Here is a 16,706-nt window from a genome sequence, read left to right as displayed (position 1 = left end):
TCAATCACGTGATTGGTTCCATATGATGCAGCTCACATTCAGGACTGTCAATGGCCCATCTCGGGTATTTCGAATTGCGATATGTCGAATAGAGAACCTTGTTTCCGACATGGGTCGCCTACTTGCGTCCGACGTCCGCGGTCGATGCATGCCATGCTCGACAGCGACTACCAGATACTCGGAGGTATCGTGCCGTCCACGTCGACGCAGCTGGGCAGGCCCGTAGGGGCCAGAAGCGACGAGACGCGCCGCCGCATCCTCACCGCCACCATGCGCTGCGTTGCGGAGGTGGGTTACTCCGGTGCCACCATCCGTGAGATCGCGCGCACAGCCGATATCACCAGCGGCACGCTCTACCACTACTTCCCCAACAAGGGAGAACTCGTCCGGGCAGCATTCGCTGACATCGCCGAAGTGTCGCTCCCACGACTCGCTGCTGCCGCGGACGGGGTCGACGGTGTCCTGGACAAACTGATGGCGGTCCTCGACGAGGGCGCGACGCTGGTGCGAGAGAACCCGTACGCGGTGGCCTTCGACCGCGCCCTCCGAAGCGAAGGTGCGGCCCATCTCCGACTGGACGAGGACAGCGACCTGATCTTCGTGTCACTCCGGCACGTGGTCGCCGGAATTGTCGAGCAGGCTCGCAACGAAGGCGTACTCCACGCCGGCGCCGACGCGAACGGGACCACCGATGCGATCTTCTCGATGCTTCGCGGCCTGTACGACCATGCGGCCACAGCTACCCCGGAGCAATACGCAGCAACGCACCACGCAATCGGCCTGTTGATCCGCGGTTCGTTGTTCGACGGCGCCCGACCGGCGTGACACAGATCGGGATGAGGCCGGACCCCGACCTCCGAACCGATCCACCTGCGTCACCGCGATCATCCGCATAACGTGGGATCCATGACGCGACCTATTCGTATCGGCCTTCAGCTCCAGCCCCAGCAGCAACCCGACTACGGGGTCATCCGCGACACCGTGCTCCGCGCCGAGGACGCCGGCGCGGACATCGTGTTCAACTGGGACCATTTCTACCCGCTCTACGGCGATCCCGACGGCGCCCACTTCGAATGCTGGACGATGCTCGGCGCATGGGCCGAGCAGACCGAACGGGTGGAGATCGGCGCACTCGTCACCGGTGGCGGGTACCGCAACCCCGATCTGCTCGCCGACATGGCCCGCACTGTCGACCACATCAGCGGCGGCCGTCTCATCCTGGGTATCGGCTCGGGCTGGTTCGAGAAGGACTACGACGAGTACGGCTACGAATTCGGCACCAAGGGCTCCCGGCTCGACCTGCTCGCCGAGTACATGCCCCGTATCGTGAACCGCCTCGGCAAGCTGAACCCGCAGCCCACTCGGCACATTCCCATCCTCATCGGTGGCGGCGGCCCGAAGAAGACGCTGCCGATGGTCGCGAAGTACGCCGACATCTGGCACAGCTTCGGCGAGATGGAGACGCACGCCGAGAAGTCCGGGATCCTCGCGCAGCGCTGCGCCGAGACCGGTCGTCGTCCCGAGGACATCGAGCGGTCCACTTCGTGGCCCGGCGCCGAGGCCGCACCGTCCTACGTCGATCTCGGAATCACGCAGTTCACCGTGGGTGTCGGTGGCCCCGACTACGACCTCACCGAACTGCGGGAAGCGATCGCGTGGCGCGACGAGAACTCCGCACCGCCGCTGACAGGGCTCAGCTGATCTTCGTCGTCAGTACCATCGGTGGTGCATGTCGAACGCATCATCGCTTCCGCCCTGCACCGCCGACGACTGGGACGACAGTCGCCGGCGGCGGCGTCTCCGTGACACCCGCACCGGCCATCACTGGGTCCGGTTCGGCCGGCTCCGGCGAGTCCTCGCACGCACGGCCGTCGCGGCGCTCCCGCTCGTCGCCCTGTTCACCCAGTACTGGGCATGGGACGTCGCGCCGGTCCGTGAGCGGCTCGCCCTCACCCAACCTCAGCTGCATCCGATCTACGACGCGGCGGCACGGGAGGATCGCGACACGGCCGTGGTCGACCTCGTGGGTCTCGGCAACCTCGACGCGACCGACACTGCCACGGCGCTGCCCGCACTACGCGAACTGGGACAGGTGTGGGCGGTCGAATACGACAACAGCGGTCTCGACACCGCCGTCGTCAGCCGTCTGATCCAGGAGCGGGCGGCGTGGACCGGCATAGAGAACATCGTGCTCACCGGCCACAGCATGGGCGGGATCATCGCGCTCGAGGTCGCCCAGCATCTGTACCAGGACACCTCGCTGGAAGTGACCGGCGTGATCCTGGACTGCACTCCGCTGGACCTGCACGCCGTACGGGCCGACGCACGTGATGCCGGTGAGGATCTGTTGCGCTGGATCGGTTGGCTACCCGGTGCGCGGGAGAGCCGCGGCATGCGGATGCTCGTCGAGATCGCCGCTCGGAAGAACCGTTTCGTCGTGCCCTCCGACACATGGTATCGCCGCATCGACACCGAGGAGTTGCGGAAGGCCGCGGTCGAAGTGCTCCACGACAAGATCTTCTCGACGGACGCCGCCAGCAACGGGTTGATCGAGTCGCAGTTCCGGGCGATCGTCGCATCCGGTGCGATCGACAACCTGAAGGCACTGGCCGACGAACGTGACGACAAGATCCGGCCGGCCGTGGTGTTCCTTCGACCACGGAATGCGTTGGCCGACAATGTCGTAGATGTCGAGTACAGTCACCGGATTCTCGTCGACCAATCCGGTGGCATCGATGGCACACTTCTGGTGTCGAAGCTCGACCGCACCGGGCACGCCAATCCCATCCAGGCGCCCGAATCGTACAACGACGCAATCACCGACCGCGTGGTGCCGTTCGTCGACGCCAGGCCCGGTGAGGTGGAGGACGAGGGCGCGCAACCGCCGGACGACGAGTTCTTCGACGACGAACGTTCCGGCGTCCGGCCGATCGTGGACCTCGACCGCATCGCCCCGGGCTGATGTTCGCACTTTTTCTGTGACCGCCCTCTCACGGTAGTCGAATGCTCATCGGGTGTTCACCTTCTCGTTCCGTCCGACTCGTCTGACGCTCCTACGGTTCCCGCGTCGAACCGATTCCGAGGAGATAGCCGTGGCCCGTAAGATCCTGCCCCTGTTCGTCACGCATGACGGCATATCGTCGCGCTCGAACATCACGTGCAAGTACAAGTGCGGGGACGCCTGTGCGCACGCCGTTCCCAACACCTCGCGCAGTGAATACTTCGGCGACATCGTTCGAGCCGCCGTCTCGCGGCGCGGGGTTCTGCGGGGCGGTGCCATGGCAGTGCTCGCCGTGGGTGCAGGGGGCGTTCTGACCGCCTGTGCAAACGATTCGGCCGCAGCTCCGGTGGGCGACGGTGCCGCAGCCGGATCCGGTGATCTCGGGCCGGTGCCCGACGGCACGAACTTCTCCCCGGTCGCGCCGAACACCGACGACGCGGTCACCGTGCCGGAGGGCTACGAGCAGGCGGTCGTGATCCGGTGGGGCGATCCGGTACTACCCGATGCACCCACCTTCGACATCGGCAACCAGTCCGCGGCAGCACAGGAGAAGCAGTTCGGATTCAACAACGATTTCGCCGGCCTCCTCCCGGTGGACGGATCGCCCGACACCCATCTGCTCGTCGTCAGCCACGAGTACACGACCGAGCCGTTCATGTTCGCCGGTTACGATGCGGACGATCCCACCGAGGAACAGGTACGTATCGGCATCGCGAACCACGGCCTGTCCGTGGTCCAGGTGAAGGGCGAATCCGGGACAGGACGCCTCACACCGGAATTCGGACCGTACAACCGACGGATCACCGGCACCACGGAGTTCCTCGTCACCGGTCCGGCCGCGGGCAGTGATCTGCTGAAGACCACCGCCGACCCGACGGGCACGCGGGTCGCGGGCACGCTGAACAATTGCGCCGGCGGCGTCACCCCCTGGGGCACCGTGCTCTCCGGCGAGGAGAACTTCGACCAGTATTTCGCCAACGCGGACACCGTGACCGACCCGGTCACCGCAGAGCGTCTGGCCCGGTACGGAGTCGAGGGCACGGAAACCGAACGCAAGTGGGAACGCTTCGACCCACGCTTCGACATCGCGGCAGAACCCAACGAGGTCAACCGATTCGGGTGGATCGTCGAGATCGACCCCTGGGACGCGACGTCGGTGCCGGTCAAGCACACGGCACTCGGGCGCTTCAAGCACGAAGCGGCCACCATCCACGTCACTGCGGACGGCACCGTCGTGGCCTACAGCGGCGACGACGAGCGTTTCGACTACATGTACAAGTTCGTTTCGTCGAGGAAGATGCAGAACGGGAACTCCCGGGCTGCCGTGCGGCACAACATGACCCTGCTCGATGCCGGGACGCTCTACGTGGCGAAGCTGACCGGTGATCATCCGGACGCGATCGACGGGACCGGAAAGCTCCCCGAGGGCGGGGAGTTCTCCGGCATGGGCGAGTGGATCCCGTTGCTGCGCGCGAACGAAGACGGCAGTTCCGAGTCACTGGTCGACGGCATGAACGCGGAGGAAGTCGCGGTGTTCACGCGCCTCGCAGGCGACAAGGTCGGCGCGACCAAGATGGACCGACCCGAAGACTTCGAACCCAATCCCGTCACCGGCAAGGTCTACGTCGCCCTCACCAACAACTCCAAGCGCGGCGTCGACGGCGCTGCGCCGGCCGACGAGGCAAATCCTCGCGTGAACAACAAGAACGGCCAGGTCCTCGAGATCGACGACGACCACGCCGGTACGTCGTTCATCTGGACACTGCTGCTCGTGTGCGGAGATCCGGACGAGGCCGACACCTACTTCGGCGGCTTCGACAAGTCGCAGGTCAGTCCGATCTCGTGCCCCGACAACCTCGCGTTCGACACACATGGCAATCTGTGGATCTCCACCGACGGCAACGCACTCGGCTCCAACGACGGCCTGTTCAGCGTCGTCCTCGACGGACCGCGCCGCGGCGAGACGAAGCAGTTCCTCACCGTGCCGATCGGCGCGGAGACGTGTGGCCCGATCGTGCAGGACGGCCGTGTCGTGGTGTGCGTGCAGCATCCCGGCGAGACGGACGACGCGTCGTGGGCGTCGCCGGCCTCGCACTGGCCCGACGGAGGCGACACCCAGCCGCGTCCTGCCGTGGTCGCGGCGTGGAAGTCGGACGGCGGACGAATCGGGGTCTGATGCCCTCGTGCGTGGTTTCGGTAGTCGTGGCTACCGAAACCACGCACGGGCCGCGGAGCGGCCTAACCCAGCCAGTCCAATACCGCTGCGGCGGTCCACGACTGCTGCATGCTGCCGAGGGGATCGCCGGTGAACGGTTCGTAGTACTCGGCGAAGGTACCGTCGCTCGCCTGTCGGAGACCTTCCGCGCGAAGCACGTTCGCGCGTTCGGCCCACCCTCGACGGGCAAAGGCCCACGAGAACAACCAGGTCATCACGGGCCACACCGGCCCGCGCCAGTACTCGCGGGAACGGAAGTCGCCCGAGACCGGGGAGGTGGACGGCGGCACCGCATAACGCAGGTCCGGATGCCCACAGAACTTCGGCCCTTCGAAGGTGCGCAGCAGTGCCCGCTCGGCCTGCCGGTCGAGACCACCGCACAACAGCGGTGCGAACATCGCGAGAGTGTCGGTGGCCACCCACTTCCCGCTGCGCAGATCGAAGTCCTTCGCAGCGCCCGTACGGGAGTCGGTCGTGGCGATCACGCCCTTCCGGAACCGCTCGGACCATGAATACAGTTCGCGCACATCGGCGTTGGGTCGGGAATGCTCTTCGCCGATGGTCGCGAGCACCTCGCACGACAACGAGAACACCGCACTGACGAAGACGTCCTCGACTGCGAAACTCATGGCCTTCGCGAGCACGCCGTCCTCGTATCGTGCAGTCTTCATCTCCTCGAGCAACCACAGATAGCGTGCGTACTCGCGATCGCTGGGTCGCTGAGTGGCGTCGGCGACGTGCTCGAGATCCTCGCGGTGGAAGGGTGGCACCGGTCCGGCGACGACGTTGGCGTATGCCGCATCCCAGCGCGGGGAGTTGTCCATGCCCGACTCCCACCCGTGGTACAGCGCGATCCGGCCGTTGCCGTCGAGATCGCGCGCGTGGGCGAGCCAGCGGTGCCAACGCACCAGATCCGCCCACCGGCGGTCCAGGAACTCCTCGGCGACAGCACGCGTCGAGCGACCGTGCCGCCTCGAATGTTCGAGGATGCGCTGCACGGCGATGGCGTGCACGGGAGGCTGGGTGATGCCCGAGGTCTGCACCTGACCCGGTGCGTGCGTCGCCAGCTCGGAGACCGCCCAGCGCGCCGGGCCGGGGAAGTAGCCATCGACGCCGTTGGCGAAGACGATGTGCGGGATCATCCCGTTCTTCCACTGCGCCGACAGCAAGGTGTCGAGTTCGACCACCGCTCGTTCGACGCTCAGCGGCGCGAGGCCCACGGCGACGAACGCCGCATCCCAGCTCCACATGTGTGGATAGAGCTTGGGAGCGGCACTCGTCATGGTGCCCAGGTCGTTGCCACGCAACAGGTACGCCGCGCGCGCGGCGAGCTGTGTGGAAGTGAATCCTCGGTCCGGCATGGCCCCATTCTCTGTCCTGCGGACGGATCCGCACGACGAGGGCCGCAGCTGTAACAGCGCCGACACATTCGGCGCGACCTGCGGTCAGTGAGCGGCGGGCAGGAAGGCCGTCGAACCCGACAGGTCGCCCGAATGATGGGAGGCCGGAGCAATGAGCCCGCGGCGCTCGAGGATCGGACGCACGCCGTCACCGAAGCGATAGGCCTCCTCGAGATGCGGGTAGCCCGACAGCACGAAGTGGTCGAGACCGATCTCGGCGTACTCGGCGATGCGGTCGGCGACCTCCTCGTGAGAACCGACCAGCGCGGTGCCCGCGCCGCCGCGGACGAGTCCGACACCCGCCCACAGGTTGGGCGAGACCTCGAGGGTGCGGGCGTCCTTGCTCGCGGCGTAGGCACTGCCGCCACCGTGCAGTTCGACCATCCGGCGCTGACCCTCGGAACCGGAACGGGCCAGGCTCTGCTGGGCCTTCTCGATGGTCGCGGGGTCGAGCGCGGAGAGCAGACGATCGGCCTCGGCCCACGCCTCCTCGGAGGTGTCGCGGGTGATGACGTGCAGGCGGATGCCGTAGTCGAGGGTGCGTCCCTGGATGTCGGCGAGGCCGCGGATCCACGCGATCTTGTCGGCGACGGCGACCGGCGGCTCACCCCAGGTGAGGTAGGTGTCGCAGAACTGTGACGCGACGGTGCCGGCCGCAGGGGAGGAGCCACCGAAGAAGAGCGGCGGCACCGGATCGGGAATGCGCTGGAGCTGCGCGTTCTCGACCCGGATGTACTCGCCCTCGAAGTCGACCGGGCCGTTGCCCGCCCACAGACGCTTCAGCACATCGAGATACTCGCCGCAGCGCGCGTACCGCTGGTTCTTGTCGAGGAAGTCACCGAAAGTGCGCTGTTCGTGGTCCTCCCCGCCGGTGACGACGTTGAGGAGCAGGCGTCCCTGCGACTGCCACTGGAAGGTCGCAGCCATCTGCGCGGCCAGCGTGGGGCTGATCAGCCCAGGACGCAACGCCACGAGGAACTTGAGCGACTCCGTGGTGTCGATCAGCATCGCCGTCGTCAACCAGGCGTCCTCACACCACGCACCGGTGGGAGTGAGGACCGATTCGAAGCCGCTCGACTCCGCGGCCGAGGCGATCTGGTTCAGATACCGCAGCGTCGCCGGACGATCGCCCGACATCGAACTGCCGTGGCCCCCTGCCATCAGATTTCGCGAATCGCCGTAGGTGGGCAGGAACCAGTGCATATGCAGAGACAAGACGAAGTCCTCGAGTCGACGGCAGAGCGTGACGTCCAGGAAAACAGTCCGCAACCGGGCGCGGCAACATTTGCAATCAACATGATCGGAACCCGTGTGTGAATGCGTCCTACGTGGTTAGCGTCGCCGGGTTGCACGCTGTCCACCACCGGGAATCGAGTCCATGACCACGCTGTCGCAGCCCAGTTCCGCACCCGAGTCCGATCTCGATCGCCGCAAGCGATTACGCACTGTAGTCGCGGCGAGCCTGCTCGGCACCACGGTGGAGTGGTACGACTTCTTCCTCTACGCCACGGCCGCGAGCCTGGTCTTCAACCAGCTGTTCTTCCCCGACCAGAGTTCGTTCGTCGGGACGATGCTGGCCTTCGCCACCTTCGCCGTCGGCTTCGTGGTCCGCCCCATCGGTGGTGTCGTCTTCGGCCACATCGGCGACCGGATCGGCCGCAAGAAGACCCTCGCGCTGACGATGTTCATCATGGGCATCGCCACGGCGCTGATGGGTGTCCTGCCCACCCACGCGCAGGTGGGTGTGGTCGCACCGATCCTGCTGCTCCTGCTGCGCATCCTGCAGGGCTTCGCCCTCGGTGGCGAGTGGGCCGGGGCCGTGCTACTCGCCGTCGAGCACAGCCCGGAGAAGAAGCGTGGTCTGTTCGGCAGCATCCCGCAGGTGGGCCTCGCCCTCGGTCTCGCGTTGGGTACTGCGGTCTTCGCGGCGCTCCAGGTGATCTTCGACGAGCAGCAGTTCCTGTCGTACGGCTGGCGGATCGCGTTCCTGCTCAGCCTCGTGCTCGTCGCCGTCGGCTTCGTCGTGCGCCTGAAGGTCGACGAGACCCCTGCCTTCCGCGAGGTGCAGGAGCTCGCGAAGAAGTCGTCGGCGCCGCTCGTGGACGTATTCAGGCCCGGCGTGCGACGCAGCACCGTCCTGGGTCTGCTGTCGCGGTGGGGCGAAGGCGCGGCGTTCAACACGTGGGGCGTGTTCGCCATCACCTACGCCACCAAGGACCTGGACTTGGAGAAGGTGCCGGTGCTCCTCGTCGTCACTCTCGCGGCCCTGGTCATGGCGGTACTGCTCCCGGTCTCGGGTCTGTTGGTGGACCGGTTCGGCGCGAAGCAGGTCTACACCGTCGGCATCGCCGCCTACGGCGTCGCGGTGTTCCCGACCTTCGCCCTGTTCGGCACGAACGACCTGTTCTGGTTCGCCGTGGCGATGATCCTCGTCTTCGGCGTGGTCCACGCCCTGTTCTACGGCGCGCAGGGAACGCTGTACGCGAGCCTGTACCCGGCGGAGATCCGCTACACGGGCCTGTCGGTCGTCTACCAGTTCTCGGGCATCTACGCGTCGGGTGTCACACCGATGATCCTCACCGCGCTCATCGCCGTGGCCGGCGGTCCGTGGCTCGCCTGCGGCTACCTCGTCCTCACGTCCGTGATCAGCGTCATTGCAACCGCGATGATGCGCAAGGAGGACCTCCACCTCTGATCCGATGCCGATCGGGCGGTACTAGGCTCGTCGTATGAGCAGGCAACGAGGTGGCCGCGCCGCATCGTCGCCGCGCAAGGAGAAGACGGGTGCACCGGGTGGCCCGGTCGAGGGGTTGTACGACATCGACACGGGCACGTGCGAGCTCGTCAAGGATCGCTACCTTGCCGACGGCTGGGTACTCGAGATCAACGGGGTGCCCAGCTCGCACATCGACCTGAGCGATCCGGCTCTGCTCGAGTTCGAGTACATGCGGTGGATGGCAATGCTCGTCGAGAGCAGATTCGAACGTGACTCGAGACTGCGTGTGCTGCATCTGGGCGGGGGTGCGTGCACGATGGCGCGCTACTTCGCCGCCGTCTATCCCGACGCGCGGCAGGTGGTCGTCGAGATCGACGGTCGCCTCGCCGAACTCGTCCGTCACTGGTTCGACCTGCCCCGCGCACCGCTGCTGCGCATCCGGGTGGGGGAGGCCCGCCAGGTCCTCGCCTCGCTCTCCGACGCGAGCCGCGACGTGATCGTGCGGGATGTCTTCGCCTACAACCGCACTCCCGTCGCGCTCACGACTCTCCAGTTCACGCAGCACGCCCGGCGCGTGCTCGCTCCCGGCGGTGTCTACGTCGTCAACTGCGGCGACTTCCGGGACCTGGCCGTCGCGAAACGCGAGGCCGCGACGATCGGTGAGGTCTTCGAGCACACCGTGATCATCGCCGACCCCGCGATGCTCAAGGGACGTCGCTACGGCAACGTCGTCATCGCCGGCAGCGACCTGCCGCTCGGCGACTCCCCGGCCCTGGCCCGCGACCTGCTCGGCGGTGCCGTGCCCGCACAGATACGGCTGGGTGACCAGGTGGTGAAGTTCGCCGCCGGGTCGCGGGTACTCGACGACAGTGAGGCCACCACACCACCCGGAACAAAGAGCACGGGCACAGAGTTGCACCGGTCATGACCTCAGCAGCCTCCACTCCGGTACTCCAGGTATTCCGGCTGGGTTCGCCCTGGCAGACGCTCGATCCGTTCCTGTTCGCCGTGCACCACCTCGACGCCTATCCGGCGGGCAACGACGATCTCGGACCCGACGCGTCGCTCGACGGCCGCCCGCTCGGCCAGGACTTCGGCAACCCGGCGGGGTGGAGCATGTACCACGGCACCACAGTCCCCGGCTTCCCCGGACATCCGCACCGCGGCTTCGAGACGGTGACCTTCGTGCGGTCCGGATTCGTCGACCACTCCGATTCCGTGGGTGCGGCGGCGCGTTTCGGTGAGGGCGACACGCAGTGGCTCACGGCCGGCAACGGGATCGTGCACAGCGAGATGTTCCCTCTGCTGAACAAGGATTCGGGCAACCCGCTCGAGTTGTTCCAGATCTGGCTGAACCTGCCGGCCGAATCGAAGACCGCCGACCCGTACTTCTCGATGCTGTGGAACGAGGACACTCCCACGGTGACGGTCGCGGACGAGGAGGGTCGCGCGGTCTCCGTCCGGGTCCTCGCAGGTGAGCTCGACGGCCTCACTCCGCCGCCGCCCCCGCCGAACTCGTGGGCGTCCCGACCCGGCACGGACGTGGCGATCTGGAACATCGACCTGTCGTGCGGTGCGCGCTGGGAGCTGCCGGCCGCACGCGGCGACCGGACGCAGCGAGTCCTGTACGTGTACAGCGGCTCTCCGGTGCGGATCGGCGACCGGGTGATCGAGTCCGGGCACGGGGCCGTCGTCGACGCGTCGGTGCCGGTGCACCTCACCGGTGGCGACGAGGGCACGCAGATCCTGATGCTGCAGGGCCGACCGATCGGCGAACCTGTCGTCTCGTACGGCCCGTTCGTGCTCAACGACGAGGCCGGCGTCCGCCAGGCGTTCGAGGACTACCGTCGCACCGGCTTCGGCGGATGGCCGTGGAACAGCGACGGTCCCGTGCACGACCGGGACGCCGGGCGGTTCGCGCGGTATCCCGACGAGAAGCTCGAGGAGCGCTGACCGAGTGCGCAGATCCTGTCGATCTCCGGCGGGATCTGCGACGAGAACTACTCGTTCGACGGTTGCATATCCGGGATGAGGTACTCGGACACCGCCATCGACCGGATCCATCGGGCCTGATCGTCGTCGGGTCCGCTGCCACGGAAGTCGTCGAGGTGTGCCTGTGACTCCCACCGTTCGTAGACACAGATGCGATCGGATTCGATGAGGTCTGCGGTGACGGCGAAGTCGAGGCAGCCCGGTGCTCTGCGGGCCGCCTCGACGACGGCCTTGCAGGTTTCCAGATAGGACTCGCGCCGCTCGGCGTCGATGGTGAGATGTCCTGCGACGATGATCATGGTTTCCCCTGCCGTGGTAACTGTCCGTCGGTAGTAGGACCTGCAAGCGGAGTCGAACTCATCGCGGGCCGGACCACGGATACTCCGGGCGAGGTGGTCGAGCTCGACCACACGACGGCGCCGACGGTCAGGGAACGAACACCATCGACTCGTCGATACGCCCGAACCGCATGGTGGGCAGGTCGAGGAGATAGTTCTGCCGCATGAGCCACGGACTGCGCGAACCCTGCTTGGGGAGAGCACCTTCCGCCCGGTGGATGTAGCCCGAGTCGAGACCGAGGAGCGGACGGGTGCGTCCGTCGCCCGAATATCTCGGAACCGCCGAGCGGTAGCCGTTGCGGCGCATGTGCCGGAGCACCCGGCACACGTAGAGAGACGCGAGATCGGCGCGCAGTGTCCACGACGCATTGGTGTAGCCGAGGCACATCGCGGCATTGGGAACGCCGTCGAGCATCATGCCCCGGTAGATGAACCGGGTGGAGAGGTCGATCGTCTCGCCGTCCACGACGAACTCGATTCCCCCCGCCGGCACCAACTGCAGACCGGTTGCGGGAATCAGGATCTCGGCCTCGAGTTCTCGCCCGGACTTCAGCCGCACACTCTTCTCGGTGACGGTGTCGATCCGGTCGGTGACGATCTCGGCCCTCCCGGCGCGCAGGGTGCGGAACAGGTCGGAATCGGGGACCACGCACAGCCGCTGATCCCACGGGTCGTAGCGCGGTGAGAAGTGCGGATCGACCGGGACGCGGCCGCGCAGACGACGCTCGGTGAGCATGCGCAGCACGCCTTTCGCCGCCGATGGGAATCGCCGGCAGAACTGGTAGAAGCCGAGATTGAGCACCACATTCTTCGCCCGCACCGCGCGGTGGGCCACGGAATCCGGCAGTGCACGCCGTATCCGCGCGGCGATCGGGTCGCGGGCCGGCAGCGACATCATGTAGGTGGGGGAGCGTTGCAGCATCGTCACGTGCTCGGCCTTCTCCGCGAGCGCGGGCACGAGCGTGACGGCCGTGGCGCCGCTGCCGATCACCACGACCTTCCTGCCCTCGTAGTCGAGATCGTCGGGCCAGAACTGCGGATGCACGATCGTTCCGGCAAAATCCTGCAGGCCGGGGATGTCGGGGAGATAGCCGGACTCGTAGCTGTAGTAGCCGCTGCAGATGTAGAGGAAGGAGCAGGAGATCTCGACGGTGCCGTCCCCGGTCGTGGCGCGAACCGTCCAACGGGCGTTCTCCGAGGACCAGGATGCGTCGATCACCTTGTGGCCGAATCGGATCCGTTTGTCGATGGCGAACTCGGCGGCGGTGTCACGGATGTACTGCAGGATGTCGGGGCCGTCGGCGATGGACTTCTCGCCCCGCCACGGGCGGAACGGGAAGCCGAGCGTGTACATGTCGCTGTCCGACCGGATTCCGGGGTACCGGAACAGATCCCACGTACCACCGATCGCCTCGCGACTCTCGAGGATCGTGTACTCGAGATCCGGGCACTGTGTCTGCAGCCGGTAACCGGCACCGATGCCGGACAGTCCGGCTCCGACGATCAGTACGTCGACGTGGTCCATGCGCATCCCCTAGCTGTCGGTCCACGCCAGCAGGTCGTCGACCTCCCAGGTGTTGATCACCTGTTCGGGTTCGACACCCCGCTCGGCGGCACGTTCGCAACCGTACCCGAGCCAGTCGAGCTGCCCGGGTGCGTGCGCGTCGGTGTCGATGGAGAACAGGCACCCGGTCTCGAGTGCGAGATCGATGAGGCGCGAGGGCGGGTCGCGTCGTTCGGGCCGGCAGTTGATCTCGACGGCGGTGTCGTGGTCACGACACGCAGCGAAGACCTTCTCGGCGTCGAACTTCGATTCGGGCCGGCTTCCACGGCCACCGGCGACGAGCCGCCCCGTGCAGTGCCCGAGGACGTCGACGTGAGGATTCGCCGCCGCACGCAGCATGCGTTTCGTCATCACCGACCGGTCGGCCCGCAGGTTCGAGTGCACGCTCGCGACGACGACGTCGAGTTCGGCGAGCAGGCCCTCGTCCTGATCGAGCGAACCGTCGTCGAGGATGTCGACCTCGATTCCGGTGAGAATCCGTGCACCGTCGGTGTTCTCGTTGATCTGCGCGACGATGCCGAGCTGTGAACGCAGTCGCTCCGCGGTCAGGCCGTTCGCGACCTTCAGCCGAGGGGAGTGGTCGGTGAGAGCGAAGTACTCGTGCCCGATCATCGTCGACGCGACACGGTGCATCTCGTCGATCGGACTGCCGCCGTCCGACCAGTTCGAGTGGGTGTGCAGATCTCCGCGCAGCGACTCGAGCAGGTCGCGGGCGCCGCGCCCGATCGGTTCGGCCTCCTCACGCAACTGCGCGAGATAGGCGGGCACGCCGTCGAAGGATTCGCGGACGACCGTCGCGGTCTTCTTCCCGACACCCGGCAGGTCCGTCCACGAGTCGGTCTTCCGCAGCACCTCGCGCTTGTGTTCGTTCACCTCGGCGAGCACCTCGGCCGCGCGACGGTAGGCCTGCACGCGATAGGTGTCGGCATGTTCGCGTTCGAGCCAGAAAGCGACTTCGCGTAGTGCGTCGACGGGGTCCACCCCTCCATTGTGGCCGCGGGGCGTCCGTAATCTGGGACGCATGCTCGAATCCGTCCGGTCGTCGTCTCCTCTCGGTGCGGTCTCCGCACTGGCCGTCGGCGCAGTGTCCGCGCTGACACTCGTCTCCGCGCGTGTCGCGGCCGAGGCGAAGGATCTCGTATACGAGGTCGACGACGCGCCGGCCGCGCCGGTGGTGATCGTGCCGGGCGCGCGGGTGCACCGGGGACGTCCCATGCGGGTGCTCCGCAGCCGCCTCGACGTCGCGGTCGCGCTGATGGAGCGGGGACGGGTGCAGGCCGTGCTCGTCTCGGGCGATGCGGCGGGCACCTCGGGCGACGAGATCGAGGCGATGATCTCGTATCTTGTCGAGCAGGGCGTGAACCGCGAGCGGATCGTCGCCGATCCGTACGGTCTCGACACCTACGACACCGCCCGGCGTGCCGTCGCCACCTACGGAGTGCGACAGGCACTGATCGCGACCCAGGCGTTCCACCTGCCGCGTGCGGTGGCGTTGTGCAGGCGCGCGGGAATCGACATCGCCGGGGTTCGCGCCGCGAACGACGTGCGGCCACGCACACGGATCAGGAATCTGGCGCGCGAGTACGTGCTGTCGCGGCCCAAGGCGTTCCTCGAGCTCCGTTTCCCCCGCGACCCGGCGGTGTCGACCCCGCCGGACGACCGGCTGGCCGAGATCCTGTCCGGTTTCGAGCACGGTGCGGTGGCCGCCCCGCCGTCGGATTCCTAGGCTCGTCTCCATGCGTCCCACAGCTCTCGTCACCGGAGGGGGTCGCGGTCTCGGTGCCGCGATCGCTCATGAATTCGCACCCACCCACGATCTGCTCCTCGGCGGCCGACGTCGCCAGTCGCTCGACGCGATCCTCGAGGAACTGCCGGACGCCACGCCGTGGCCGGTGGATCTGCTCGATCACGACGCCGTCGCCGCGGCCGTCGCGGACATCGACCGGCTCGACGTGCTCGTCCACAACGCCGGGGTCGCCGAACTGGGCACCGTCGCCGACAGCGAGCCGCAGCAGTGGCGCGAGACGTTCGAGGCGAACGTGGTCGCCGTCGTCGCACTGACCCAGCTGCTGCTGCCGGCCCTGCGGGCGGCGAAGGGGCACGTGGTGCTCATCAATTCGGGGGCCGGTCTGCGCGCTCGTCCCGGCTGGGGCGCCTATGCCGCGAGCAAGTTCGCGCTGCGAGCGTTCGGCGACGCGCTCCGTGAGGAGGAACCCGCTCTGCGGGTCACCTCGATCCACCCCGGCCGGATCGATACCGACATGCAGCGCGCGATCGTCGCGTCGGAGGGTCGCGAGTACGACCCGTCGCAGTTCCTCACCCCCGGGTCGGTGGCCCGCGCGGTGCGGCAGGTGGTCGAAGCGCCCGTGGACGCACATCCCACCGAGATCGTTCTGCGCCCCCGCTGAACCGGTCAGAACGGTAGCGGGATCACCACCGGAGGACCGCCCGGAATCTGGATCTGGATCTGCGGTGGGGGTGGCGGCGCAGGTGCCGGTGGCGCAGGGGCAGGCGCCGGAGGCGGTGCCGGGGCCGGGGCCGGCGGAGGAGGCGGAGGTGGCGGTTCCGGTGCGGGTGGCGGTGGCGGTGGCGGTGGCGGTTCCGGAGCCGGGGGCGGCGGTGGTGGAGCGACTTCCGGCACCGGGGCGCGCCGCGGCTCGGGAACGGGCGCCTGCAGCGCCTCGGTCTGCGGCAGCGCTTCCTCCGAGGTTTCCGGGGCGACCGGAGGCGTGGTCTTCGGCAGAGCGTCGCCGACCGGAACCGGGACCATCGCACCCGTCGTGATGTCGACGACCCTCAACTCGCGCACGGGTGCCGCAGCGGGTTGGACGACGAACAACCGCTCGGTGTTCAGTCCGGGCCATTTCGGACCTTCGAGTTCGTCGTTCCCCGTGAGCACCGGCGCGGACAGCGGGTTGCCACGCACACATCGCACGCGGGGGACACCGAGTTCGTCGACGAGCACGATCGTGCCGCGCTCGAGCAGCGACTGCACGGGACGCGCGGCACCGTCGCGGTATTCGTACATGGTGACCCGGGTGTCGGCACGTAACAGGACCGCGGTGAGGGTGTCGGTGTAGCCGCGGACGTCGGCGACGTCCAGGACACCGCGCCATGCCTCGGCCTTGGCCGGATCCTCCTCGAGGTGAACGATGAGAGCTTCGCGGTCGCACAGGGGCCGGTCGAGACTTCCCCCGTAGAGCGCGGTGCGATCACCCGGGACCGCCGGCGTTCCGGAGACGGCGGTGACCGGGTCGCCGGCGTCCTCGACCACCTCCGGGGGAGGTGGCGGTACCGCGACCGGCACCTGCGGCGGTACGAGCCGCGGCGTCCACGGGTCGTCCTGCGCGGTGGCGATCTGCAGTTGTACCGGCGTCGACGTATCGACCGAACCGCCCGACGAGCAGGCACCCGCCACCAGTGCCGTCAGTGCGAGTGCCAGCCCGAGTCCACGAACCGTGTCGCTGGTCACGCCGCCAT

Annotated in this window: 15 protein-coding genes; 9 read left to right on the top strand and 6 right to left on the bottom strand. The window is 67.4% G+C overall.

The genetic code is table 11. The annotated features are described in order from the left end of the window. The first annotated feature begins 153 nt into the window (after window positions 1-153). The 4 genes from GON09_RS18035 to GON09_RS18020 all read left to right on the top strand — a co-directional run bounded on the left by GON09_RS18035 (window position 154) and on the right by GON09_RS18020 (window position 5,177). On the top strand, window positions 154-825 hold the full coding sequence (locus GON09_RS18035) for a TetR/AcrR family transcriptional regulator (RefSeq protein ID WP_213932984.1): 672 nt from the start codon (window positions 154-156) through the stop codon (window positions 823-825). 81 nt (window positions 826-906) lie between these two features. Next, the gene (locus GON09_RS18030) at window positions 907-1,701 is read left to right on the top strand and encodes an LLM class F420-dependent oxidoreductase (protein WP_213932983.1); all 795 of its coding nucleotides are present in this window, start codon (window positions 907-909) and stop codon (window positions 1,699-1,701) included. 28 nt (window positions 1,702-1,729) lie between these two features. After that, window positions 1,730-2,962 carry a lipase family alpha/beta hydrolase gene (locus tag GON09_RS18025; protein ID WP_213932982.1) on the top strand — a complete coding sequence of 411 codons (1,233 nt, stop codon included), beginning with the start codon at window positions 1,730-1,732 and terminating at the stop codon, window positions 2,960-2,962. Between the two features lie 130 nt (window positions 2,963-3,092). Beyond that, a complete protein-coding gene (locus tag GON09_RS18020; protein ID WP_213932981.1) occupies window positions 3,093-5,177 on the top strand; it encodes a PhoX family protein in 2,085 nt (694 codons plus the stop codon). Between the two features lie 62 nt (window positions 5,178-5,239). Here GON09_RS18020 and ggh read toward each other — a convergent pair whose 3' ends face one another. Together ggh and GON09_RS18010 are read right to left on the bottom strand one after the other, a co-directional pair. Next, complete coding sequence (ggh, locus tag GON09_RS18015) at window positions 5,240-6,577, bottom strand: glucosylglycerate hydrolase (RefSeq protein ID WP_213932980.1); 1,338 nt, start codon at window positions 6,575-6,577, stop codon at window positions 5,240-5,242. 84 nt (window positions 6,578-6,661) lie between these two features. Beyond that, window positions 6,662-7,831, bottom strand: coding sequence for an LLM class flavin-dependent oxidoreductase (locus GON09_RS18010; protein WP_213932979.1), 1,170 nt, complete (start codon window positions 7,829-7,831; stop codon window positions 6,662-6,664). Between the two features lie 163 nt (window positions 7,832-7,994). Between GON09_RS18010 and GON09_RS18005 the strand changes: the two genes are divergently transcribed. From GON09_RS18005 to GON09_RS17995, 3 genes are read left to right on the top strand one after another with little or no spacing between them, the layout of a single operon-like run. Continuing rightward, window positions 7,995-9,311, top strand: coding sequence for an MFS transporter (locus tag GON09_RS18005; RefSeq protein WP_213932978.1), 1,317 nt, complete (start codon window positions 7,995-7,997; stop codon window positions 9,309-9,311). Between the two features lie 34 nt (window positions 9,312-9,345). After that, on the top strand, window positions 9,346-10,260 hold the full coding sequence (locus GON09_RS18000) for a spermidine synthase (protein ID WP_213932977.1): 915 nt from the start codon (window positions 9,346-9,348) through the stop codon (window positions 10,258-10,260). After that, the gene (locus tag GON09_RS17995; protein ID WP_213932976.1) at window positions 10,257-11,285 is read left to right on the top strand and encodes a pirin family protein; all 1,029 of its coding nucleotides are present in this window, start codon (window positions 10,257-10,259) and stop codon (window positions 11,283-11,285) included. Before GON09_RS18000 ends, GON09_RS17995 begins: the two co-directional genes overlap by 4 nt. A gap of 47 nt (window positions 11,286-11,332) precedes the next feature. Here GON09_RS17995 and GON09_RS17990 read toward each other — a convergent pair whose 3' ends face one another. The 3 genes from GON09_RS17990 to GON09_RS17980 all read right to left on the bottom strand — a co-directional run bounded on the left by GON09_RS17990 (window position 11,333) and on the right by GON09_RS17980 (window position 14,207). Then, window positions 11,333-11,623 (bottom strand): putative quinol monooxygenase, encoded by a 291-nt coding sequence (locus GON09_RS17990; protein ID WP_213932975.1) that lies wholly within the window; start codon window positions 11,621-11,623, stop codon window positions 11,333-11,335. A gap of 127 nt (window positions 11,624-11,750) precedes the next feature. Next, the gene (locus GON09_RS17985; protein ID WP_213932974.1) at window positions 11,751-13,193 is read right to left on the bottom strand and encodes a flavin-containing monooxygenase; all 1,443 of its coding nucleotides are present in this window, start codon (window positions 13,191-13,193) and stop codon (window positions 11,751-11,753) included. 3 nt (window positions 13,194-13,196) lie between these two features. Then, window positions 13,197-14,207: a PHP domain-containing protein gene (locus GON09_RS17980; protein ID WP_213932973.1), complete on the bottom strand. Its 1,011-nt coding sequence runs from the start codon at window positions 14,205-14,207 to the stop codon at window positions 13,197-13,199. A gap of 40 nt (window positions 14,208-14,247) precedes the next feature. Between GON09_RS17980 and GON09_RS17975 the strand changes: the two genes are divergently transcribed. After that, window positions 14,248-14,952 carry a SanA/YdcF family protein gene (locus GON09_RS17975; protein WP_213932972.1) on the top strand — a complete coding sequence of 235 codons (705 nt, stop codon included), beginning with the start codon at window positions 14,248-14,250 and terminating at the stop codon, window positions 14,950-14,952. Window positions 14,953-14,962: 10 nt separating this feature from the next. Next, window positions 14,963-15,634, top strand: coding sequence for an SDR family oxidoreductase (locus tag GON09_RS17970; protein ID WP_213932971.1), 672 nt, complete (start codon window positions 14,963-14,965; stop codon window positions 15,632-15,634). Between the two features lie 5 nt (window positions 15,635-15,639). Here GON09_RS17970 and GON09_RS17965 read toward each other — a convergent pair whose 3' ends face one another. Further along, window positions 15,640-16,698 carry a DUF6777 domain-containing protein gene (locus GON09_RS17965; protein ID WP_213932970.1) on the bottom strand — a complete coding sequence of 353 codons (1,059 nt, stop codon included), beginning with the start codon at window positions 16,696-16,698 and terminating at the stop codon, window positions 15,640-15,642. Window positions 16,699-16,706 lie beyond the last annotated feature (8 nt).

This window comes from Rhodococcus sp. B50, from assembly GCF_013602415.1.
In the GTDB taxonomy this organism is placed as follows: Bacteria; Actinomycetota; Actinomycetes; order Mycobacteriales; family Mycobacteriaceae; genus Rhodococcus.
Note: the sequence above shows the minus strand (reverse complement) of the source record. Positions and strands in the feature narration are given on the sequence as shown.